21 protein-coding genes are annotated in these 19,808 nt (G+C 71.3%); 16 read left to right on the forward strand and 5 right to left on the reverse strand.

Going from position 1 to position 19,808, the window contains the following annotated elements; genetic code table 11:
• Nucleotides 1-80 precede the first annotated feature (80 nt).
• The 3 genes from lnt to VGD70_RS03365 are packed head-to-tail and all read left to right on the forward strand — an operon-like array spanning nt 81 to nt 2,815.
• Complete coding sequence (lnt, locus tag VGD70_RS03355; protein ID WP_331077974.1) at nt 81-1,661, forward strand: apolipoprotein N-acyltransferase; 1,581 nt, start codon at nt 81-83, stop codon at nt 1,659-1,661.
• Between the two features lie 42 nt (nt 1,662-1,703).
• Nucleotides 1,704-2,459, forward strand: coding sequence for a polyprenol monophosphomannose synthase (locus VGD70_RS03360; protein WP_331077975.1), 756 nt, complete (start codon nt 1,704-1,706; stop codon nt 2,457-2,459).
• Nucleotides 2,456-2,815, forward strand: coding sequence for a hypothetical protein (locus VGD70_RS03365; RefSeq protein ID WP_331077977.1), 360 nt, complete (start codon nt 2,456-2,458; stop codon nt 2,813-2,815). The genes VGD70_RS03360 and VGD70_RS03365 overlap by 4 nt, the downstream gene beginning before the upstream one ends.
• A 72-nt stretch (nt 2,816-2,887) precedes the next feature.
• Here VGD70_RS03365 and VGD70_RS03370 read toward each other — a convergent pair whose 3' ends face one another.
• The 3 genes from VGD70_RS03370 to VGD70_RS03380 all read right to left on the reverse strand — a co-directional run bounded on the left by VGD70_RS03370 (nt 2,888) and on the right by VGD70_RS03380 (nt 5,682).
• Nucleotides 2,888-3,232: an RNA polymerase-binding protein RbpA gene (locus VGD70_RS03370; RefSeq protein ID WP_260189042.1), complete on the reverse strand. Its 345-nt coding sequence runs from the start codon at nt 3,230-3,232 to the stop codon at nt 2,888-2,890.
• Nucleotides 3,233-3,477: 245 nt separating this feature from the next.
• Nucleotides 3,478-4,239 (reverse strand): thymidine kinase, encoded by a 762-nt coding sequence (locus VGD70_RS03375; protein ID WP_331077980.1) that lies wholly within the window; start codon nt 4,237-4,239, stop codon nt 3,478-3,480.
• A gap of 15 nt (nt 4,240-4,254) precedes the next feature.
• Entirely contained in the window at nt 4,255-5,682 is a 1,428-nt protein-coding gene (locus VGD70_RS03380; RefSeq protein WP_331077982.1) for an MFS transporter, read from the reverse strand.
• A 206-nt stretch (nt 5,683-5,888) separates the two neighbouring features.
• Between VGD70_RS03380 and VGD70_RS03385 the strand changes: the two genes are divergently transcribed.
• On the forward strand, nt 5,889-6,554 hold the full coding sequence (locus tag VGD70_RS03385) for a transglycosylase family protein (protein WP_331077984.1): 666 nt from the start codon (nt 5,889-5,891) through the stop codon (nt 6,552-6,554).
• Nucleotides 6,555-6,597: 43 nt separating this feature from the next.
• Here VGD70_RS03385 and VGD70_RS03390 read toward each other — a convergent pair whose 3' ends face one another.
• Nucleotides 6,598-7,263 carry a hypothetical protein gene (locus tag VGD70_RS03390; protein ID WP_331077986.1) on the reverse strand — a complete coding sequence of 222 codons (666 nt, stop codon included), beginning with the start codon at nt 7,261-7,263 and terminating at the stop codon, nt 6,598-6,600.
• Nucleotides 7,264-7,390: 127 nt separating this feature from the next.
• Here VGD70_RS03390 and VGD70_RS03395 point away from each other — a divergent pair, with 127 nt between their 5' ends.
• Both VGD70_RS03395 and VGD70_RS03400 read left to right on the forward strand, forming a co-directional pair.
• Nucleotides 7,391-7,924: an RNA polymerase sigma factor gene (locus tag VGD70_RS03395; RefSeq protein WP_331077988.1), complete on the forward strand. Its 534-nt coding sequence runs from the start codon at nt 7,391-7,393 to the stop codon at nt 7,922-7,924.
• Nucleotides 7,917-8,660 (forward strand): hypothetical protein, encoded by a 744-nt coding sequence (locus tag VGD70_RS03400; protein ID WP_331077989.1) that lies wholly within the window; start codon nt 7,917-7,919, stop codon nt 8,658-8,660. Before VGD70_RS03395 ends, VGD70_RS03400 begins: the two co-directional genes overlap by 8 nt.
• Before the next feature lie 309 nt (nt 8,661-8,969).
• Here the strand turns inward: VGD70_RS03400 and VGD70_RS03405 are convergent, their stop codons facing one another.
• Nucleotides 8,970-9,749 carry a glycerophosphodiester phosphodiesterase gene (locus VGD70_RS03405; RefSeq protein WP_331077991.1) on the reverse strand — a complete coding sequence of 260 codons (780 nt, stop codon included), beginning with the start codon at nt 9,747-9,749 and terminating at the stop codon, nt 8,970-8,972.
• 103 nt (nt 9,750-9,852) lie between these two features.
• Between VGD70_RS03405 and VGD70_RS03410 the strand changes: the two genes are divergently transcribed.
• The 10 genes from VGD70_RS03410 to VGD70_RS03455 all read left to right on the forward strand — a co-directional run bounded on the left by VGD70_RS03410 (nt 9,853) and on the right by VGD70_RS03455 (nt 19,807).
• Nucleotides 9,853-10,203 carry a hypothetical protein gene (locus VGD70_RS03410; RefSeq protein WP_331078017.1) on the forward strand — a complete coding sequence of 117 codons (351 nt, stop codon included), beginning with the start codon at nt 9,853-9,855 and terminating at the stop codon, nt 10,201-10,203.
• Nucleotides 10,204-10,263: 60 nt separating this feature from the next.
• Nucleotides 10,264-11,991 carry a putative bifunctional diguanylate cyclase/phosphodiesterase gene (locus VGD70_RS03415; RefSeq protein WP_331077992.1) on the forward strand — a complete coding sequence of 576 codons (1,728 nt, stop codon included), beginning with the start codon at nt 10,264-10,266 and terminating at the stop codon, nt 11,989-11,991.
• A 116-nt stretch (nt 11,992-12,107) separates the two neighbouring features.
• Nucleotides 12,108-12,305 carry a hypothetical protein gene (locus VGD70_RS03420; protein WP_331077994.1) on the forward strand — a complete coding sequence of 66 codons (198 nt, stop codon included), beginning with the start codon at nt 12,108-12,110 and terminating at the stop codon, nt 12,303-12,305.
• A 320-nt stretch (nt 12,306-12,625) separates the two neighbouring features.
• Nucleotides 12,626-12,874, forward strand: coding sequence for an acyl carrier protein (locus VGD70_RS03425; protein WP_331077995.1), 249 nt, complete (start codon nt 12,626-12,628; stop codon nt 12,872-12,874).
• Between the two features lie 38 nt (nt 12,875-12,912).
• Nucleotides 12,913-13,899: an acyl-CoA desaturase gene (locus VGD70_RS03430; RefSeq protein WP_331077997.1), complete on the forward strand. Its 987-nt coding sequence runs from the start codon at nt 12,913-12,915 to the stop codon at nt 13,897-13,899.
• Nucleotides 13,889-15,529: an AMP-binding protein gene (locus VGD70_RS03435; RefSeq protein ID WP_331077999.1), complete on the forward strand. Its 1,641-nt coding sequence runs from the start codon at nt 13,889-13,891 to the stop codon at nt 15,527-15,529. Before VGD70_RS03430 ends, VGD70_RS03435 begins: the two co-directional genes overlap by 11 nt.
• A 15-nt stretch (nt 15,530-15,544) precedes the next feature.
• Nucleotides 15,545-16,588: an SDR family oxidoreductase gene (locus tag VGD70_RS03440; RefSeq protein WP_331078001.1), complete on the forward strand. Its 1,044-nt coding sequence runs from the start codon at nt 15,545-15,547 to the stop codon at nt 16,586-16,588.
• Nucleotides 16,585-17,508 (forward strand): SDR family NAD(P)-dependent oxidoreductase, encoded by a 924-nt coding sequence (locus VGD70_RS03445; protein WP_331078003.1) that lies wholly within the window; start codon nt 16,585-16,587, stop codon nt 17,506-17,508. Before VGD70_RS03440 ends, VGD70_RS03445 begins: the two co-directional genes overlap by 4 nt.
• The gene (locus VGD70_RS03450) at nt 17,505-18,392 is read left to right on the forward strand and encodes a cyclopropane-fatty-acyl-phospholipid synthase family protein (RefSeq protein ID WP_331078005.1); all 888 of its coding nucleotides are present in this window, start codon (nt 17,505-17,507) and stop codon (nt 18,390-18,392) included. Before VGD70_RS03445 ends, VGD70_RS03450 begins: the two co-directional genes overlap by 4 nt.
• A gap of 32 nt (nt 18,393-18,424) precedes the next feature.
• On the forward strand, nt 18,425-19,807 hold the full coding sequence (locus VGD70_RS03455; RefSeq protein ID WP_331078007.1) for an FAD-binding oxidoreductase: 1,383 nt from the start codon (nt 18,425-18,427) through the stop codon (nt 19,805-19,807).
• The last annotated feature ends 1 nt before the right edge of the window (nt 19,808 follow it).

Genomic DNA, 19,808 nt, shown 5'->3' on the forward strand with positions numbered 1-19,808 from the left:
TAGGCAAACCTGCAACCCCGGGGTTGCGAGAAGATGGGTGCCCACAGGGAGTGAACACGGGCACGCCGTACGCTGACCGGGTGGTCGCACCCGCCGTGTCGCCGGAGTCTCCGGCCGCGTCCGACAAACCGGACGAACACCCGCCGCGCTGGCACCTCCTGGTCAGGGTGCTCGTCGCGGGCGCCGCGGGCTTCCTGCTCTACCTGAGCGGACCGCCGCGCACCCTCTGGTGGCTCGCGCCGGTCGCGTTCGCCGTGCTCGGCTGGTTGGTCTATGGCCGCCGCGCCCGCGCCGGGTTCGGCTACGCGCTGTGCTTCGGCCTCGGCTACCTCGTTCCGCTGCTCGCCTGGACCGGCGAGTTCGTCGGCCTGGTGGCGTGGCTGCCGCTCGCCCTCGCCGAGGCGCTGATGGTCGGCGTGGCCGGCGCCGCGATCGCCGTGGTCAGCGTGCTGCCGGCGTGGCCGCTGTGGGCGGCCCTGCTGTGGGTCGGCGGCGAGGCGCTGCGGGCGGTCTTCCCGTTCGGCGGCTTCCCGTGGGGCAACGTCGCGTTCACCCAGCCCGAGGGCAGCTACCTCCCGCTGGCCACGGTCGGCGGCGTGCCGCTGATCGGCCTCGCCGTGACGCTCACCGGGTTCGGCCTCGCCGCGCTGGCCCGCCGCCTCGCGCACCGCGAGTACGGGGTGCGCCGGCTGCTCGCGCCCGCGCTCGCCACGCTGCTGCCGATCGCCGCCGCGTTCGGCTCGCTGCCGCTGGTGGGCACCGACGCCAACGACGGCGAGGCGACGGTCGCGGTCGTGCAGGGCAACGTGCCCCGCGCGGGCCTGGACTTCAACGCCCAGCGCCGGGCCGTGCTCGACAACCACGTCGCGCGCACCGAGAAGCTCGCCGCCGACGTCGCCGCCGGCCGCGCCGACCAGCCGGACCTGGTCATCTGGCCGGAGAACTCCTCCGACATCGACCCGTACCGCAACCCCGACGCGTGGGCCGGCATCTCGGCCGCCGCGCGGACCATCAAGGCGCCGATCGCGGTCGGCTCGGTGCTCGTCGGCGACGACGGCCTGCCGCGCAACACGATGCTGCTGTGGGACCCGGTCAAGGGGCCGGTCAGCCAGTACACCAAGCGCCAGCTGCAGCCGTTCGGCGAGACGATGCCGTGGCGGCCGTTCTTCCGGCTGTTCACCTCCGCGGTGGACCGGGCCGGCCGGTTCGTGCCGGGGGACAAGGCGACGGTCTTCCACATGGCGAACGCCCGGGTCGGCCTCGCCACCTGCTACGAGGTGGCCTTCGACGGCGTGGTCCGCGAGTCGGCGCAGGGGACCAACCTCCTCGCGGTGCCGACGAACAACGCGACCTTCGGGTACACCGAGATGACCTACCAGCAGCTCGCGATGGACCGGGTGCGGGCCGTGGAGCACGGCCGGGCCGTCGCGGTCGCGGCCACGAGCGGGGTCAGCGCGTTCGTCATGCCGGACGGCTCGGTCACCCAGCAGACGGGTCTTTTCGTCGACGCGGCCCTGGTGCAGCGGGTCCCGCTGCGGTCTACGACTACGCTGTCCGATCGACTCGGTCCGAGCCCGGGATGGGTCATGTCGATCGCCGGGCTGGGTGCGCTCGCCTTCGCGATCGTCGTGCGGCGGCGCCGACGTACCGGTCAAGCCTGACAAGTTGCGGCGCGCCCGCGCCGGCGAGGAGGAGAACGACGTATGGCAGACCAGCTCGAGCCGGTGCTGGTGGTGATCCCGACCTACAACGAGCGGGACAACCTCGAGCCGATCGTGACCCGGCTGCACGCGGCGCTGCCGAAGGCGCACGTCCTGGTCGTCGACGACGGCAGCCCGGACGGCACCGGCGAACTCGCCGATGAGCTGGCCAAGTCCAACGGGCGGATGCACGTCATGCACCGCACGGAGAAGAACGGCCTGGGTGCCGCCTACGTCGCCGGCTTCCGGTGGGGGCTGGACCGGGACTACGCCGTGCTGGTGGAGATGGACGCCGACGGCTCGCACGCGCCGGAGGACCTGCCCCGGATCCTGGACGCGCTGACCGACGCCGACCTGGCGATCGGCTCGCGGTACGTGCCCGGCGGCAAGGTGGTCAACTGGCCGGCGCGGCGGGAGTTCTTCTCCCGGGGCGCGAACCTGTACTCGCGGCTCGCGCTGGGCGCCAGCGTCAAGGACATCACGGCGGGCTTCCGCGCGTACCGCCGGGTCGTGCTGGAGAAGATCCGGATCGACAACGTGGCCTCGCAGGGCTACTGCTTCCAGATCGACCTGGGCTGGCGCACGATCGAGGCCGGCTTCACGGTGGTCGAGGTGCCCATTACGTTCACCGAACGCGAGCACGGCGTGTCGAAGATGACCGGTGACGTGATCCGCGAGGCGCTGATCCGGGTGACCAAGTGGGGTCTCCGCCGCCGCGGCAACCAGGTGAAGTCGCTCTTCACCCGGCGTCCGGCATGAGCAACCCGGTCGAGGGGGAGTGGTGCTGGGGTGACGAGCTCGACTCGACGGTCGTGGCACCGAAGTCGCACCGGGTGGTGTTCGAGAACGAGCACGTGCGGGTGCTGGAGGTGACGCTCGAGCCGGGCGCGCACGAGCCGGAGCACACGCACCGGTGGCCGACCGTGATGATGACCGACCAGCCGGCCCGCATCCGGTACCGGGTCGGCGACGAGGTGCGGTACGAGTCCCCGGACCCGCTGCCGCCGAGCGGCGAGCTGACCGGCACCTGGTACGACCCGCAGGGCCCGCACTCGGTGGAGAACATCGACACGGTCCCGATGCACGCCATCCGCGTGGAGCTCAAGAACATCTGAGAAGCCGAATGCCACACCGGGGACGGGCAAGTCCCTGGTGTGGCATTCGGACGGGGTAAGCCGCGGGAGGGCTTACGCGGATCGGCTGCGGCGGACCTTCAGCTCTTGCAGGCGCTCGGCCAGCAGGTCCTCCAGCTCGGGGATGCTGCGCCGCTCCAGCAGCATGTCCCAGTGCGTGCGCGGCGGCTTGACCTTCTTGGCCTCCGGCTCGGTGCCGTCGATCAGCTTCGAGGCGGTGCCGTGCAGGCGGCACTCCCACACCGCCGGGACCTCGGCGTCGTCCGAGAACGGGACCTCGAACTCGTGGTCCTTCGGACACGCGTAGCGGATGGTGCGGCGTGGCGCGAGATCGTGATTACGATCTGTCTCGTAGCTGACCGCGCCAAGTCGGCTTCCACGGAGTACACGGTCGGCCATCGTGACATCCTTTCGTTCGGCTCACAGCTCCCAGCTCGAGCCAGGGTGGTGCTCACCAAGAGCAACGCTCGGGTGGGCCGATTCGTTCCCACCTGCCACACACGGTTGCTCTGGGTGACTTGCGTCAGCCCCACAACTTAAGCTTCCACCGTTGAGAGGCCGCTTAAACCTGTTCGTGACGCAGCTGTCCAAGGTTTGCTCGCCCGCATCGCCCATCTGGGGGATGAGGCTGCGCCTGATGGCCCTCAGGCGAGACTGAGCTGTCCCTTCGCGGCCACGCCGGGGCCGAGATCACCCAGCCTGAAGTGCCGACGGCACAAAACCTGGTAACGGACCGTAGTGGGGCGCACGGATTCCGACAACGCACGTTCCGTGTCGGCCGTGTCCGCCACGAGTACCGTGTCGCCGGCCCGCATCACCGAGCCGTCGACCACCCTGGCGTTGAACCGGGCCGGCAGCCCGCACCAGCACAGCACGTCCACCTGGACCGGCTCGAGCTCGTCGGCCAGCTCGAACAGCCGGCGCGAGCCCGGGAACAGCTCGCTGCGGAAGTCCGTCGCGATGCCGAAGCAGTACACGTCGACCTGGACGTCGTCGGCCAGCTCGGCGAGCTGGTCGACCTGGGTCGGCGCCAGGAACTGCGCCTCGTCGACGATGAGGTAGTCCACCCGGCTGCCGGCGGCCCAGCGGGCCCGCACGAGGTCGCGCAGGTCGATCCCCGCGCGCACCTCGATGGCCGTGCGGGTGATGCCGATCCGGCTCGAGATCTGCGGCTTGCCGGACCGGTCCAGGTGCACGAGCAGCAGCCCCTTGCGCCCCTGCCGCGCCTGGTTGTGGTCGACCTGCAGCGCCAGCGTCGACTTCCCGCAGTCCATCGGCCCGTAGTAGAACCGCAGGTGCCCGATCACCGGCACGGCCCGGCGCGACCCCGCGGCCGGCACGGCGGAGAGTGCGTCGGTCGGGTCGGCGTCGGTCGGGTAGTCGAGATTCTGCGGTATCGGCTCCACGAACCGGCACCCTATCTACAGGATCGCGGGCTCCGGGTTGCCGACCGCCTGGATGGCCCGGCGGACCGGCACGAAGAACATCAGGACCAGGCCGACGAAGAAGAACACCACGAGCGAGATGATCGCCGGCCGGTACGAGCCGGTCGCGCCCGCGACGGCCGCGAACAGCAGCGGGCCCATCCACGACGTCGCCCGCTCGCCGATCTCGTAGATCGAGAAGTACTGCGCCTCCTTGCCCGGCGGCACCAGCTGGCTGAACAGCGACCGGGACAGCGCGTTCGTCCCGCCGAGCACCAGCCCGATGCCGGCGGCCAGCAGGAAGAACTGCACCTCCTGGCCGGCCTGGACGAAGTACGCCGCGCTGATCACCACGAGCCACACGGCCAGGCTGATCATGATCGTCCGCTTGGCGCCCAGCCGCCGCGCGACGAGGCCGTGCAGCATGCCGCCGACGAACGCCACGAACTGCACGATGAGGATCGTCGTGATCAGGACCGTCTGGTCGAGGTTGAGCTCCTCGCTGCCGTACTGCGCCGAGACGTTGGCGACGGTCGCGATGCCATCGGTGTAGATCAGGTACGTGCCGAGGAACGCGAGTGTGAGCGGGTAGGCGCGGGCCAGCTTGATCGTGTTGCCCAGCTCGCGGAAGCCGCCCCTGAGCACCGATGCGCCGTGCTCGGGACCGTGCGGGCGCTGGTGGTTGCGCAGGCGCCGCAACGGGATCAGCGTGAACGCCGCCCACCAGATGCCGGAGAGAAGGAACGCGATCTGCGCCGAGTTGCCCTCGGTCAGCCCGAGCGAGTCGTGGAAGGTGTAGACGACGAGCTGGATCAGGAGCGCGAGCCCGCTGCCCAGGTAGCCGAACGCCCAGCCGCGGGTCGACAGGCCGTCGCGCTCGTCGGCCGTCGCGATCTCCGGGATGAACGAGTAGTAGATCACCACCGACGTGCCGTAGCCGATGTTGCCGAGGATGAACAGGATCACGCCGAGCTGCCAGTTGGTGCCGGCGACCAGCGACATCAGCAGCGTCGCCGTCGCACCGCCGAACGCGGACACCGCGAGCATGCGCTTCTTGTTCTGCGTCCGATCGGCGATCGCGCCCATGAGCGGCACGATCAGCACCTGGATCACGGTCGCGAAGGCCAGCAGGTAACCCCACAGCGAGCCGGCCTGGAAGTGCAGGCCGAACACGTCGATCTGGCAGTCGACGAGCTTGTTGGTGCCGCCGTTCCCGTCCGCCGGGCACGGGTTGGGCCCGTTGGTGGCCCGGTCCGCCTTGGCGGCGTCACCGGCCACCGCGGTGAGGTAGAGGGCGCCGAACACGGTGATGACCGAGGTGGGGAACACCGAGTTGGCCCAGTCGTACCAGACCCATCCGCGCTGCTCACGGCGCCGGTCGGGCGCGCTGCCCACCGTCTCGGGGCTGTCGTCCACGACGCTCATCGATCCTCCGTCCACGGGCTGGCACGCGGACCTTATCGGTCGGGTGCGGATCGGTGATCGACTCGCGTGACCTGATGCCAAACGGTGCTCTGCCTGCCGGTCACTGTTCAGCGTGTCGCTACCCGGACGGGTACGAGTGACGTGTGATGCTTGTGCGTTGGAAGTTGCGGTTGTGGCTTCTGTGACTGTCGCTTACGGTCCGGAGCATGAGCGGTAGACGGATCTTTGCCGGATTTCTCCTGACTCTGCTGGCCACGGTGGTGGTCTCCGCGGGTGTCCAGCTCGCGTCGGCCGGGACGGCCGCGGCCGATCCGGCGTCGAGCGTGTGGGCGAAGCTGCGGATGTGCGAGGCGAGCGGCCGCTACGACATCGTCGCCGCGCACGGCGGTTACTACGGCGCCTACCAGTTCGACCTGTCGACGTGGCGCAGCGTCGGCGGCAGCGGCTACCCACACCGGGCGAGCCCGGCCGAGCAGGACTACCGGGCGCTCTACCTCTACCGGATGCGTGGCTGGCAGCCGTGGGCGTGCGCGCGCTCGCTCGGCCTGCGCGAGGACGGCGACGCGCGCAGCAAGAGGGTTCCGGCCCGGGCCGAGTCGGCCTACATCGGCGGTGGGGGCGGCGCGCCGCCCCCGAGCGGGACGCCGGCGTGGCCGGGCCGGGTCTTCGCGTACGGCGACTGCTCCCCGGACCTGCGGACCTGGCAGCTGCGGATGAACAAGTACGGCTACGCCTTCGAGGGCACCGGCTGCTACTACGCCGAGACGCGGACGGCGGTGCTCGCGCTGCAGCGGGCCAACGGCATCAAGGACTCCGGCCTGCTGGGCCCGAAGACGTGGGAGGCGGCGTGGACCGGCAAGCCGCCGCGCTGAGCGGCCCGCGCCGGACGCGGGCCGCCCAGCGGCGAAGGCCCGGCTACCGGTTACCCCTGGTGTAGCGGCGGCCGAGCCAGACCGCGAAGCCGACGGTCGCGAGGCCGCCCAGGATCACCAGGCCGATCGGCAGCGCCGTGCCCGGCTGGTCGACCGCGGCCTCGTGGGCCTTCGGCGCCACGCGGGGCGCGGTGCTCTCGCTCGGCGGCGCGGGGGCCGCTCCGGGGCCCGCCATGTCCGCGTTCGGCGCGGTGGGCGGGAAGGACGGCCGGATCGCGCCCCACTTGTACGGCGCCCGCGACCGCATCTGGCTCGGCGCGATCTCCACGCGGCCCGGCACGGTCACCGTGGCGACGAGCGGGTCGGGCATGAGGATCCCGTGCTTCGAGCTGATCGTCCACGTGCCGTCGTGCGGGAAGCGGACCTCCGCGGCGTAGTGGGCCGGCGTCGTGGCCGGTATCCCGGCGAAGTCGAGCGTGTCACCCTTCTCGTCGGTGGCCACCAGCGCGGTCGGCCCGAGGTCGCCGCCCATGAACGGGTACGAGCCGTGCTGGAGGATCCAGTAGCCGAACGTGTACGTCACGCCCTGCTCGACCGTCGCCGGGGGCGGGTCCAGCAACGTCTCCTCCCAGTTGCCGGCCTGCGCGGTCGACGTGACCAGCAACCCGCTGGCCAGCACGGTCCCCAGCACCACCAGGATTCTCTTCATGCCCTGACTACACCGCCGCGCCCGCGCCGGTTCCCGCGAGACGAGTGGAACCCGCGCCGGCCGGCCGGTGTACCAGGGGTGGTCGAGGAGGACACCGACGGACAACCAGACGACCGACGACGACGCGGTGGCACGGGCCCGCGCGGGCGACAGGGACGCGTACGCGCTCCTGGTCGCGCGCTACGCCGCGCTCGCACACCGGAGCGCCTACCTGCTCGGCGCCGGGGACGAGGCCGAGGACGTCGTGCAGGAGGCGTTCGTGAAGGCATACCGCGGGCTCGGGTCCTTCCGGGCCGGGGCGCCCTTCCGGCCGTGGCTGCTGCGGATCGTCGCCAACGAGACCAGCAACCTGCACCGCGGCGTGCGCCGGCGGCGCTCGCTGGAGCTGCGGCTGGCCGAGCCGGACGTCGACCCGGTCGAGCCGGAGCGCGAGGCCGTCGCCGCGGACGCGCGGGCGCGGGTGCTGGCCGCGGTCAACGCGTTGTCCTACCGGGACCGTCAGGTGCTGACCTGCCGGTACTTCCTCGACCTGTCCGAGGCGGAGACCGCCGAGGTGCTCGCGTGGCCGCGCGGCTCGGTGAAGTCGCGGCTGTCCCGGGCCATCGTGAAGCTGCGCCGGTCGCTGCCGGCCAGGCTCGTGGAGGAGGTGGCCCATGACTGACGACGTCGGTGAGATCGAGGCCGCCCTGCGCGAGCTCGGCGTCCGGCTCGACGTGCCGCCGCCCCCGGCCGACCACGTCACGGCGGTGCTGGACCGGCTCGACGAGCCCGCCCCCGCCCCGCCGGCCCGCCTGCTGCCCAAGCTCGTCGCCGCGGCGGTGGCGCTGCTGGTCGCGCTCGCCGTGGCGATGACCGTGTCGCCGACCGTGCGCGCGGCCGTGCTCGACTTCCTGCGCATCGGCGGGGTCGAGGTGCACTACGAGCGGCCGCCGGTGCGGCCGACGACCTCGGACGTCCTGCAGCCGGGGGAGCACGCCGCGACGCTCGGGCAGGCCCGCGCGGCGGTCCGGTTCCCGGTGCGGGTGCCGTCGGCGCTCGGCGACCCCGACACGGTCCGGCTGATCGACAACTCCCCGCCGGACGGCACGCCGCCGCGGGTGGTGTCGCTGCACTACCCGGGCGTGCGGGTGGACGAGTTCGACGGGCGGATCTCGCCGGTCTTCGAGAAGTTCATCCAGGCCGAGGACGTGGTCCGCGTCAAGGTCGACGGCGCCGACGGGGTGTGGATCCCGCGCCCGCACCCGGTGATCTACGTCGACCGGGCCGGCACGATCCACGAGGAGGCCGCCCGGCTGTCCGCGAAGACCCTGATCTGGGAGAAGGACGGCATCACCTATCGCGTGGAGGGCGACCTCACCCGCGCGGAGGCCGTCCGCATCGCGGAGTCGCTTCGCTAGTGTCCCGCACCGGAGGGGTCATGGGCACGGCCGATCTCGTCGTGGTGGGCGCGGGCGGCCTGGTCCCAAGGCCTGTCTCGTAGATCATCGTGCGAAGTCCTGCGCCGACTACGCCGACTACCGGAACCTCAGGGGACCGTGACGGCACCCAGCCACCACCCACCTCGACACCCGCACCATTCGCTGGAACGCAACGCACACTTTTAATCCCGGGGAGGCGGACTAGTGACGGCACCCAGCCACCACCCACCTCGACACCCGCACCAGTCGCCGGGACGCAACGCACACTTTAAATCCCGGGGAGGCGGACTAGGCGGCTGCCCACAGGCCTCGCTCGCGCAGCACGTCCCGCAGCACGCCCGGGCGGTCGGTCATCAGGCCGTCCACGCCGAGGTCGATGAGCTCGTGCATCTGGGCGGGCTCGTCGACGGTCCACACGTGCACCTCGATGCCGCGTCGCCGGGCCACCGTGATGAGCCGCTTGTCGACGACCTTGAGCCGGCCGTGCTGGACCGGGACCTGGGCGATCCGCTGGTGGCCACGCCGGCGCAGCACCCACGGGGGGAGCCGGCCCGACGCCCACAGCCGCGCGATGGCCCGGGTGCCCATCGAGGTCAGCACGTTGTCGCCGGCGAAGCGGCGCACCCGCTCCAGCCGGGCCTCCGAGAACGACGCCACGCACACCCGGTGCAGCGCGTTGGCCCGGCGCAGCGTGTCGATCAGCGGCTGGATGGCCGACTCGGCCTTGACGTCGATGTTCAGCAGCGCGTCCGGCAGCTCCTCGAGCACGTCCTCCAGCCGGCTCACCGGCTCGCGGCCGGCGATCTTGGCCCGGCGCACCGACGCCCACGGCAGCCGTGCGACCACGCCGCTCGCGTCGGTGGTGCGGTCGAGGACAGGGTCGTGGTGCACGACGACCACGCCGTCCTTCGTCGCGTGGACGTCGGTCTCCAGGTACTGGTAACCCTCGCGCACGGCGCGGCGGAACGCCGACAGCGAGTTCTCCATCCCGGCCAGGTCGTCGTAGTGCCAGCCGCGGTGGACGAACGCGCGCGGGTACGGTCCGGCGAGAAACGCGTGGTCGTGCACGCTGTCGAGTCTGCCAAAACGGCGTGGCGGGTGGGTGCACGAATCGTGGCGAGATAGCGTCGGGCACATGGCGCCCCCGACCGACTACTCCGTTCGGCCTACGATGACGGCACCGGAACGGCTCAAATCCCGCACCGAACCTCGGCACTGCGGATGGTGCGGTTTACGCCTCCCGGACGACGGCCGGGTGGGCCGGCCCCGCCGGTATTGCACGCAATCCTGCAGGCAGCGGGCTTACGAGCGACGTTCGGCGGTACAGCGCGGTGGCCTGCCGGAGGACGCCGTGGTGCTCTCGGCGGCCGAACTGGCGGACTTGCAGGACCGGCTGTTCCAGCTACGCTGCGCAGCCGAGGACGTGGTGACCGCCGCCGATGACGGGGCTGCGCCCGGGGAGCTGAAGGACCTCGCGGCTCGGGTCGTTCGGAGTGCTCACGGGCTGGAGCGGCTGCGCTGAGGCGGGTCTGTCGACTACCCTTCGTGCCCAGTTGCCACATCAACCAATCGAGGCGTTCCGATGAGCACCGACAGCACCTCGCGTGCGGAGGTGCTGACGGCCGTGCTCGACGCCGTTCTCGAGGCTACGGACACCGCCTTCGCGGTCACCGACCCGAGTGGCCGGGTGCGCTGGGCCAACCGCGCGATGACCGAGCTCCTCGACCTCACCGTCGAGCAGGCCACGGGCCGGTCCTTACCGGCGCTGCTCGCCGGCGCCCCCGACGAGCCCCATGACGGGGTGGTGATCTCGCTCGCCACCGCGGACGGCGGGCACCGGTGGCTCGAGGTGCGCTGTAGCGCGCTGGCTGGTGAGCAGCTGCTCTACCAGGCCTCCGACGTCAGCCGCTGGCGGGAGCGCACGCTCGACCCCGAGCAGCGTGGGGAGTTCCACGCCGAGCTCGGCCGGCTCGCCGACGAGGACCCGCTCACGGGCCTGCTCAACCGCCGCGCGCTCACCAGGGAGCTCGAGCGCATGCTGGCCCTCGGCGGGACGGGTGCGCTGCTGCTGCTCGACCTCGACAACTTCAAGGACATCAACGACCTGCGCGGCCACCCGGCCGGCGACCGGGTGATGTGCACGCTGGCCGACGCGCTGCGCGAGCGGCTCGGCACCGGCAACGGGAACGGCGCCGGCCACACGCTGGGCCGGCTCGGCGGCGACGAGTTCGCCGTCGTGCTCGCCGACACCGACGAGCGGTCCGCGGTCGAGGTGGCCGACGGGCTGCGCAACGCCGTCGCCACGATCCCGCTCATCGGCGCGGGCGGCACCACCCGGGTCACGGTCAGCGCCGGCGTGGCCGAGTTCCGCGCCGGCGACAGCTGGCAGGCCGTCCTCGCCAACGCCGACCTCGCGCTGCACGCCTCCAAGGCGGCCGGCCGCAACCGGGTCACCGTCTACGAGCAGGGCCACTACACCGACACGGCGATGCGGGTGACCGTGCTGGACCGGGTGCGCGACGCGCTCGCCAACGGCGGGTTCGCGCTGCACGCGATGCCGATGGTGAAGCTCGGCAGCAACCGGGTCGTGGGCCACGAACTGCTCCTGCGCCTGGAGGACGGCCGCGAGCCCTACCTCGGCCCGGGCGAGTTCCTGCCCGCCGCCGAGCGCAGCGACCTCGTGTTCGACATCGACCGCTGGGTCATCGGCACCGCGATCGACACGCTCGTCGCGCACCCGTACCCGGGCCTGCGGTTCAACGTCAACGTGTCCGGCCGGACGCTGGAGGACGAGGACTTCGGCGACTTCGTGCTCGACCGGCTCACCGCCGCGGGGGTGGCGCCGGGCCGGCTCGGCTTCGAGATCACCGAGACCGCCGCGGTCACCAACCTCAACGCCGCGCGCACGCTCGCGCAGCGGCTGCGGGCCAGCGGCTGCCGGATCTCGCTGGACGACTTCGGCGCGGGCTTCGGCTCGTTCGTCCACCTCAAGCAGCTGCCCATCACCGGGGTGAAGATCGACGGCGAGTTCATCCGCGGCATCGACTATGGCAGCCGGGACACCGTGCTGGTGCAGGGAATCGTGGACATCGCCCGCGGGCTCGGCATCTCCGTGGTGGCCGAGTGGGTCGAGCGGGCCAGCCAGGTCGACGCGCTGGCCCGGCTCGGCGTGCGCGTGGCGCAGGGCTTCCACCTCGGCAAGCCGGCGCCGCTGAGCGAGCTGCTGGCCCGCCCGCACGCCGCGTGGGTGCGCCGCCCGCGGGTGATGCCGCGGCCGATCGAGGAGCCGGCCACCGAGAACACGCCCTGAGGGGCCACAGCAATACTCAACCGTCGCTTGAGCCGGCCGGGTGATTATGGGATCACCGGCCCCGCGAACGAGCCCGGGGCGCGACCAGATTCTCACCGAGGCAGCGGCGGTGTGCGATGTCCCAGTCGATAGCGAAGTCAGACAGCAGCGCGGAGATCAGTGGGTTGCAGATCTGCATCCAGAACACCGACGCGCAGATCGACGCCGCCCTCGACTCGGGTGACCGGCGCGCGTTCCGCGTGTGGTGCCTGCGCCGCGCGTCGTTGATCGCGCGCGTCGAGCGGGTCCTGGTCGAGGCCGCGATGGCGGCCTGAGCCGTTCCCGAGGAACGCTCCACCACAACTCTTCTCTCACCGCGCACCGGCAGCCCTCCATGGCTGCCGGTTTTTTGGTTCGAGAATTCCGCGAGTCATTCTCGTGGTCGAGAACTTGCAGGTCAAGAGCTGTTAATCTCGCCTCGAGTAAATAGCTGAAGGGTCGGCGCGAGTCGTTCTCGACCGCGCCACCGGTGCTCCTTCGTGCCAATCGTCAGCGGGTTGAATGTGGTTCGAGAACTCGCTCGGCTGCTCATTTCCGGCGGTATGTTCGCGACGTTCCGTCCCGATATTCCGCCGAATTCATGAGGTGCGAAGAAATGATCACCATTGAGGAGATGGCCGGCCTGATCCGGCAGGAGATGCGCGGCAAGCTGCCCAAGGACGTGGAGATCGACGAGTCGACGCGGCTGGACGAGCTGGGCCTGTCCAGCCTCCAGGTGTCGGAGATCGTCTTCACCCTCGAGGACGAGCACGGCGTCGAGTTCGACCCGGCCAAGGCCGCGGACGCGCAGACCCTGGGGGACCTGCTGGCCCTGGGCAACGAAGCGGTGCTGGAAGTCAGCTGACCGGTCACCCGCATGTCGAGGAAACAAGGAGTCAGCCCATGGATGGGCGCGAGCACTATGCCTTCATTCTGATCTCGGCCCTGCTGCCGCTCGCCGGTGTCGTGGCCGCGGTCGCGCTGCTGTGGAACCGGCTGGTCGGCCCGTCCGACCTGATCGTGTTCGGGATCATGTACGTCGTCGCCGGGCTCGGCGTGTCCACCGGCTACCACCGGCTGCTGGCACACCGGGCGTTCAAGACCACCCGCCCGCTGCGGATCTTCTTCGCCTCGGCCGGCGCGGTCGCCGGCCAGGGCCCGCCGGTCATCTGGGTCGCCCACCACCGCCGCCACCACCGGGTGGCCGACAAGCCGGGCGACCCGCACAGCCCGTACTCCGACGAGGAGCCGGGCATCAAGGGTGCGCTCAAGGGACTGTGGCACGCGCACATGGGCTGGCTCTTCGACCGGGGCCTGTCCTCGGACCCGATGCGCTACTGCCCGGACATCCTGCGGGACAAGGACATGCGCTTCATCTCGAAGCACTTCGTCTGGTTCGTCACCGGCGGGGTCGTGCTGCCGGGCCTGCTCGGCCTCGCGCTGACCGGCACGCTGTTCGGCGCCATGACCGGGGCGCTGTGGGGCGGGTTCGTGCGGTTCTTCGTCGCCAACCACATCACCTACGCGGTGAACTCGATCGGCCACTACTTCGGCCGGCGCCGGTTCGCCACCCCGGACGAGTCCCGCAACGTCGGCTGGCTCGCGCTGTTCTCCTTCGGCGAGGCGTGGCACAACAACCACCACGCGTTCCCGCGCTCGGCGAGCCACGGCATGCGCTGGTACGAGCTCGACATCAGCGCGATGATCATCCGGACGCTGGAGAAGCTCGGCCTCGCCACCAACGTCATCCGCATCGACCGGGAGCGGCAGGAGCAGAAGGCGCTCGCCTGGGAGAAGCTCGGCGGCGGCCGGCACGCCCGGTCCGACCCGGACAAGCCGCTGGCGCTGCGGTCCCGCGCGTCCGCGGTCGGGATCGTAGATGTCGAGTGACACCCTCTGGGCCGCGCTGACGGGCGCGGGCCGTAGCGCGTTCCGCACGTCGTTGCACTGCTGGGTCGAGGACCGGTGGGAGGCGGCCACCTGGAGCGAGGTGGTCGCCGACGCCGAGAACATGACCGCGGGGCTGCGGAAGTGCGGGGTGCGGCCAGGGACCCGGGTCGCGACCGTGCTCACCAACGGACCACACGCCGTGCGGGGTCTGCTCGGCGTGTGGCTCGCGGGTGGCGCGGTCGCGTCGCTGCCGGTCCCGGCGCGTGGCATGGACGGCGCGGAGTACGCCAAGCAGCTGCTCACGATCTGCGAGCAGCTGCAACCGGAGGTCTTCCTGCTCGAGGAGCGCATGTTCGGCCTCCTCGACGAGGACCTCCGGACGAGGCTGCGCGCGAGGACCTGGGAGTCCTTGCGCGGCACGGGAAAGGTCGACGCCTCCCCGCCCGGGGACGACGACCTGGCGTTCGTGCAGTACTCCTCGGGCAGCACCAGCGCGCCCAAGGGCTGCATGCTCACCCCGCGGGCGATCGGGCACCAGCTCGACCTGATCACCGCGATGCTCGACGGCCGGCCGGAGGGCGAGACGACGGTGTCGTGGCTGCCGCTGTCGCACGACATGGGGATCTTCGGCACGCTGCTCACGCCGTGGCTCAACGACTGGACGCTGTACCTGTCCACTCCGGAACGGTTCGCGATGGCGCCGCGCACGTGGTTCGGCGACATGGCCGAGTTCGGCGGCACGATGACCGCGGGCACGAACACCGCGCTGCACCTGGGTTCCCGGATCGGCCGGTCCGCCCGGATGGCCCGTGGGCTCGACGTGCGGGCCTGCATCATCGGCGCCGAACGGGCCGAGGCGGACACGCTTCGCCGGGTCGTCGACTCGCTCGGCCCGTACGGGTTCCGGGCCGAGTCGCTGATGCCGGCCTACGGGTTGGCCGAGGCGACGCTCGCGGTCACCGCCACGCCGATGCACGAGGCGCCCCGGCACCTCGTGGTCGACTCGATCGCGCTCGCGGACGGGGAGCTGCACGAGGTCGACCCGGCCGTCAAGTCGGCCACCGCGGTGGTCAGCGCCGGCACGCCGTGCCTCGGCGTGGAGGTGCTCGGCGCGCCGAGCGACCGGCTCGGTGAGATCAGCGTCCGGTCGCCGTCACTCGCGGCAGGTTACTTCGCGGACCCGGTTCGCACGGCCGAGCGGTTCACCGGCGACACCGTGCGCACGGCGGACCTCGGGTTCGTCCGGGACGGCCACCTCTACCCGGTGGGCCGGATCGACGACGTGATCTCGGTGGCCGGGCGCAAGGTCTACGCCCGCGAGATCGAGAACGCCGTCGACGGGCTGGCCGGGGTGCGGCGTGGCTGCACCACGCTCATCTCGGCCGACGGCAGTGGCAAGGAGCTCACGCTGTTCGTCGAGGTGAAGCGGCGCCTGGAGGACTACCGGCCGCTCGCCGAGGCGGTCGCGTCGCTCGCGATGGCCAAGGCCGCGGTCGCGCTCGACGAGTGCGTGTTCCTGTCGCGCAACAGCCTGCCCAAGACACCCAGCGGCAAGATCCAGCGGCACCGCTGCCGGCAGATGCTCGACGCCGGCCGCTTCGAGCCGCTGGCCACCGTTCGGCTCGGATAGCCGGAAAGGTCCCTCATGGCAACCACGAAACCACGCACGATCCTGCTCACCGGCGCGTCCGGGGTGATCGGCCGGGCCGTCGCCGAGCAGCTTCGCCCGCACCGGGTGATCGGCCTGGTGCACAGCGACACCGACCTGCCCGACATGCACGAGGTGCTGCGCGGCGACCTGGCCGAGCCCCGCCTCGGTCTGTCTCAGTGGGACTGGGACCGGCTCGCCGACGAGGTGGACGTGATCGTCCACTCGGGAGCGTTGACCGAGTGGGGCCAGCCGTGGCCCCGCTACGAGTCGATCAACATCGGCGGCACCCGCCGGGTGATCGAGCTGGCCCGGGCGGCCGACGCGCCGGTGCACTACGTCAGCACGTGCTTCGTGCACGCCATCGAGCGCGACGAGCTCGGCAAACTGGGCCCGGACAACGTCGTCCGGCCCTACATCCGGTCCAAGCTGGACTCCGAGCGGCTGCTCCAGGACAGCGGAGTGCCCTGGAACATCTACCGGCCCACCAACCTGGTCGGCGACTCACGCACCGGCGCGAGCAGCCAGCCGCAGATCGTGCAGGCCATGTCCGACTGGTTCTGCCGCGGGAAGGCGCCGTTCTTCCCGGCCCACAAGGGAAACCTGGTCGACGTCATACCCCTGGACGTCACCGCGATCGCGATCGCCCGTGCGGTGCTGGCCGACAACCTCGGCCACCTCCACTGGCTCACCTACGGCGCCGACGCGATGACCGTCGCGCAGGCGCAGGAGATCCTGGTCGCACACAGCGCGGCGAACGGCAAGGAGATCCCGCGGGTGCCGATCGTCGACCCGCGGCTGCCGCTGCCGGTGCCACTGGCAGACGTGCCGGCCACCTCGCGGACCTTCCTCAAGGTGCTCATCGACGTCAGCGAGGTGACCCACGCGTGCGGGGGCGTGCTGCCCACCTCCATGCGCGAGCTCGTCGAGGAGCTCGACGTCCCCATGCCCTCGGACCAGGACGCCTACCGGCGCAGCCTCACCTACTGGACGAACGTGCGGAACGCCGCGCGGCACAAGGCAATGAAGGAGGTCGCATGACCACGACCAGCCAATGGCAGCCGCCGGACCTGCGCGGCAAGGTCGCGCTGGTGACCGGCGCGAGCCGCGGCGTCGGCCGGGGCATCGCGCGGGCGCTGGGGGAGGCGGGCGCGAAGGTCTACGTGACCGGCCGCAGCACCCGCGGCTCGCACACCACCGAGAACCTGCCCGGCACCGTCGACGACACGGCCGACGAGGTCACCGCCCGCGGCGGCACCGGGGTCGCCGTGCGCTGCGACCACACGGTCGACGCGGACGTCGAGGCGCTGTTCGCCCGGATCACCGAGGAGGACGGCCGGCTCGACCTGCTCGTCAACAACGCGTGGGCGGGCTACGAGCGCAGCGACGAGGAGCGGTTCGACGCGCCGTTCTGGAAGCAGCCGCAGTGGCGCTACGACCTGTTCGCCGCGTCGCTGCGCGGCCAGTTCGTGGCGAGCCGCCTCGCGGTTCCGCTGATGCTGCCGGACAGGAGCGGCCTCATCGTGAACATCTCGTTCACCGACGGCGAGGTCTACCTGGGCCAGGCCGCGTACGACATGTGCAAGACCGCGTCCGACCGGCTCGCCCTCGGCATGGGCCACGAGCTGCGCAAGCACGGCGTCGCCGCGGTCGCGCTGCACCCCGGTTTCGTGCGCACGGAGCGCGTCGAGGCGGCGTGGGACCTGCTCGGCGCGGGGCCGGCGCAGGTCGTGCACTCGCCGGAGTACGTGGGCCGGGCCATCGCCTCGCTCACGGTGGACCCCGAGGTCATGGCGGTGTCCGGGCAGCGGCTCGCGGTCGGTGACCTCGCGGTGCAGTACGGGTTCACCGACGTCGACGGCCGGCAGCCGCCGGCGTTCAAGCTCGAGGGCCGGATGACGCTGGCCAGCAGGATGGAGCGGCTCAACAGGGTCGTCGCGGCGGCAGGAGCCGGGAAATGACCAGTCACACGGCATACCAGGGCGCGTCGGCCGAGGCGATCCAGAGCCACTACGACCGCGGCAACGACTTCTACGCGCTGTGGCTCGACCCGACCCGCAGCTACTCGTGCGCGCTGTGGGAGGGTCCGGACGACACGCTGCAGGCCGCCCAGGAGCGCAAGCTCGACCACCTCGCCACCGGCGCCCGCGCCCAGGGCGCCGGCCGGGTGCTCGACGTCGGCTGCGGCTGGGGCGGCCTGATGCGCCGGCTCGTCGACACGCACGACGTGTCCGAAGTGGTCGGTCTGACCCTCGCCAACGAGCAGGCCGCGCACATCGCGACGTTCGCCGACGAGCGCTACGACGTCCGCGTGCGGAACTGGGTCGACCACGCGCCCGAGGCCAGGGACGGGAAGGCGCCCTACGACGCGATCATCTCGATCGGCGCGTTCGAGCACTTCGCCGACTTCGGCCTCGCCCGCGCGGGCCGGGTCGCCGCGTACCGCCGGTTCTTCGACAGCTGCGCCGAGTGGCTGCCGCCGGGTGGCCGGCTCGCGCTGCAGACGAACGTGAAGGGCAACAACGTCAAGCTCGACCGCAAGACCGTGAAGGACCTGCTGTTCATCGTCGACCAGATCTTCCCCGAGTCCGAGCTGCCGTGGGTCTCGGAGATCTTCGAGGCGAGCGAGCGGAAGTTCGACCTGGTGTCGGCCCGCAACGACGCCGACCACTACGCCCGCACCTGCCAGGAGTGGCACGACAACCTCGTCGCCAACCGGAAGCCGGCCGTGGCGCTGGTCGGCGAGCAGCGGGTCGCGGACTACGAGCGCTACCTGCGTGCGTCGGTGGACGGGTTCCGCAACCGCCACCTCGGCCTCGTGCGGATCGTGTTCGAGCGGACGTAAGCCCACCACCACACAGCGATAGGGGACCGACCATGGCGACGATCAGCTCGACGGGCCACGCGCCCGCCGACGCGTCGGGCATCAAGCACTCGATCTACTGGCGCGACACCGAGGCCGTCGTGCCGGGCCCGCCGCTGGCCGGCGACGTCCGGTGCGACGTCGGCATCATCGGCGGCGGCTACACCGGCCTGTGGACGGCCTACTTCCTCAAGCAGGCCGACCCGTCGCTCGACATCCACATCGTCGAGATGGACTACGCGGGCGCCGGCGCGTCCGGGCACGCCGACGGGTTCGTCACGCCCACCATCGGGCACAGCCTCGCCGGGCTGGTGCACGGGTTCGGCACCGAGCGGGCCAAGACGGCGTACTCGGTCGTCGGCCGGTCGATGCTGGAGCTGGACCGGTTCCGCCGCAAGCACGACGTGGACGCCGAGCTGGAGTCCACCGGCTACTTCTCGGTGGCCGCGAGCGAGGCGCAGCTGCGGCTGCTGCGGCGCGATGTCGAGCTGGCCGAGCGGATCGGCGCGAAGAACTCGCTGCGGCTGCTCGGGCCGGCCGAGGCGCGGGAACGGATCGGCTCGCCGGCCATCCACGGCGCGTTCAAGGTCGGCGGCGCGCTGCTCAACCCGCACCGGCTGGCCCGCGGCCTGGCCCGGGTGGTGCGCGGGCTGGGGGTGCACATCCACGAGCGGACCACGGCCACCAGCGTCACCAAGGAGAGCGGCCGGCACGTGATCACCACGCCCGGCGGCCGGGTGATCGCGAACAAGCTCGTGCTCGGCACGGACGCCTACCAGCACCAGTTCACCACGTTCAAGCACCGGGTGAAGCCGGTGTGGAGCTACGCGGTGGTGACCGAGCCGCTCACCGACGAGCAGCTCGCGCAGGTGCACTGGCCGGACCGGGAGGGCTTCGTCGAGTCCCGCAACTTCATCATCTTCGGCCGCTTCACCAAGGACAACCGGCTGCTGTTCGGCGGCGGGCCCGCGCCGTACTACTACGGCCGGGACATGGCCGAGGACAGGTACATGCGCCGGGACTCCTCGACCGCGTTCCTGCGGGACGCGCTGGTGCGCTACTTCCCGGCGTGGAAGGACGTGCGGATCGCCTACTCCTACGGCGGTTGCGTCGGCATGACGCGCGACTTCGTGCCGCACGTGGGCAACACCGACGACGACGTGTACTACGCCTACGGCTACTGCGGCAACGGGATCGCGCTGACCCACACGGCCGGCAAGATCCTGCGCGACCTGATCCTGGGCCGCGACTCCGCGTACTCGAACCTGCTGTTCGTCAACCGGAAGGAGCGCCGGTTCCCGGTGGAGCCGGTGTCGTGGGTGGGTGCCCGCGCGCTGACCGCGCTGCTGTCCTTCCAGGACCGGCACCCGAACCTGATCAAGAAGCAGCTGGTCTAAG

Source organism: Actinophytocola sp. (assembly GCF_036402745.1).
Taxonomy (GTDB): Bacteria; Actinomycetota; Actinomycetes; order Mycobacteriales; family Pseudonocardiaceae; genus Actinophytocola.

Bases quoted from the DNA above. Each gene is read 5' to 3' on its own strand.
- VGD70_RS03360 (WP_331077975.1), top strand. From the start codon at position 1,704: ATGGCAGACCAGCTCGAGCCGGTGCTGGTGGTGATCCCGACCTACAAC.
- VGD70_RS03365 (WP_331077977.1), top strand. From the start codon at position 2,456: ATGAGCAACCCGGTCGAGGGGGAGTGGTGCTGGGGTGACGAGCTCGAC.
- VGD70_RS03370 (WP_260189042.1), bottom strand. From the start codon at position 3,232: ATGGCCGACCGTGTACTCCGTGGAAGCCGACTTGGCGCGGTCAGCTAC.
- VGD70_RS03380 (WP_331077982.1), bottom strand. From the start codon at position 5,682: ATGAGCGTCGTGGACGACAGCCCCGAGACGGTGGGCAGCGCGCCCGAC.
- VGD70_RS03385 (WP_331077984.1), top strand. From the start codon at position 5,889: ATGAGCGGTAGACGGATCTTTGCCGGATTTCTCCTGACTCTGCTGGCC.
- VGD70_RS03390 (WP_331077986.1), bottom strand. From the start codon at position 7,263: ATGAAGAGAATCCTGGTGGTGCTGGGGACCGTGCTGGCCAGCGGGTTG.
- VGD70_RS03400 (WP_331077989.1), top strand. From the start codon at position 7,917: ATGACTGACGACGTCGGTGAGATCGAGGCCGCCCTGCGCGAGCTCGGC.
- VGD70_RS03410 (WP_331078017.1), top strand. From the start codon at position 9,853: ATGACGGCACCGGAACGGCTCAAATCCCGCACCGAACCTCGGCACTGC.
- VGD70_RS03415 (WP_331077992.1), top strand. From the start codon at position 10,264: ATGAGCACCGACAGCACCTCGCGTGCGGAGGTGCTGACGGCCGTGCTC.
- VGD70_RS03420 (WP_331077994.1), top strand. From the start codon at position 12,108: ATGTCCCAGTCGATAGCGAAGTCAGACAGCAGCGCGGAGATCAGTGGG.
- VGD70_RS03425 (WP_331077995.1), top strand. From the start codon at position 12,626: ATGATCACCATTGAGGAGATGGCCGGCCTGATCCGGCAGGAGATGCGC.
- VGD70_RS03430 (WP_331077997.1), top strand. From the start codon at position 12,913: ATGGATGGGCGCGAGCACTATGCCTTCATTCTGATCTCGGCCCTGCTG.
- VGD70_RS03435 (WP_331077999.1), top strand. From the start codon at position 13,889: ATGTCGAGTGACACCCTCTGGGCCGCGCTGACGGGCGCGGGCCGTAGC.
- VGD70_RS03440 (WP_331078001.1), top strand. From the start codon at position 15,545: ATGGCAACCACGAAACCACGCACGATCCTGCTCACCGGCGCGTCCGGG.
- VGD70_RS03445 (WP_331078003.1), top strand. From the start codon at position 16,585: ATGACCACGACCAGCCAATGGCAGCCGCCGGACCTGCGCGGCAAGGTC.
- VGD70_RS03450 (WP_331078005.1), top strand. From the start codon at position 17,505: ATGACCAGTCACACGGCATACCAGGGCGCGTCGGCCGAGGCGATCCAG.
- VGD70_RS03455 (WP_331078007.1), top strand. From the start codon at position 18,425: ATGGCGACGATCAGCTCGACGGGCCACGCGCCCGCCGACGCGTCGGGC.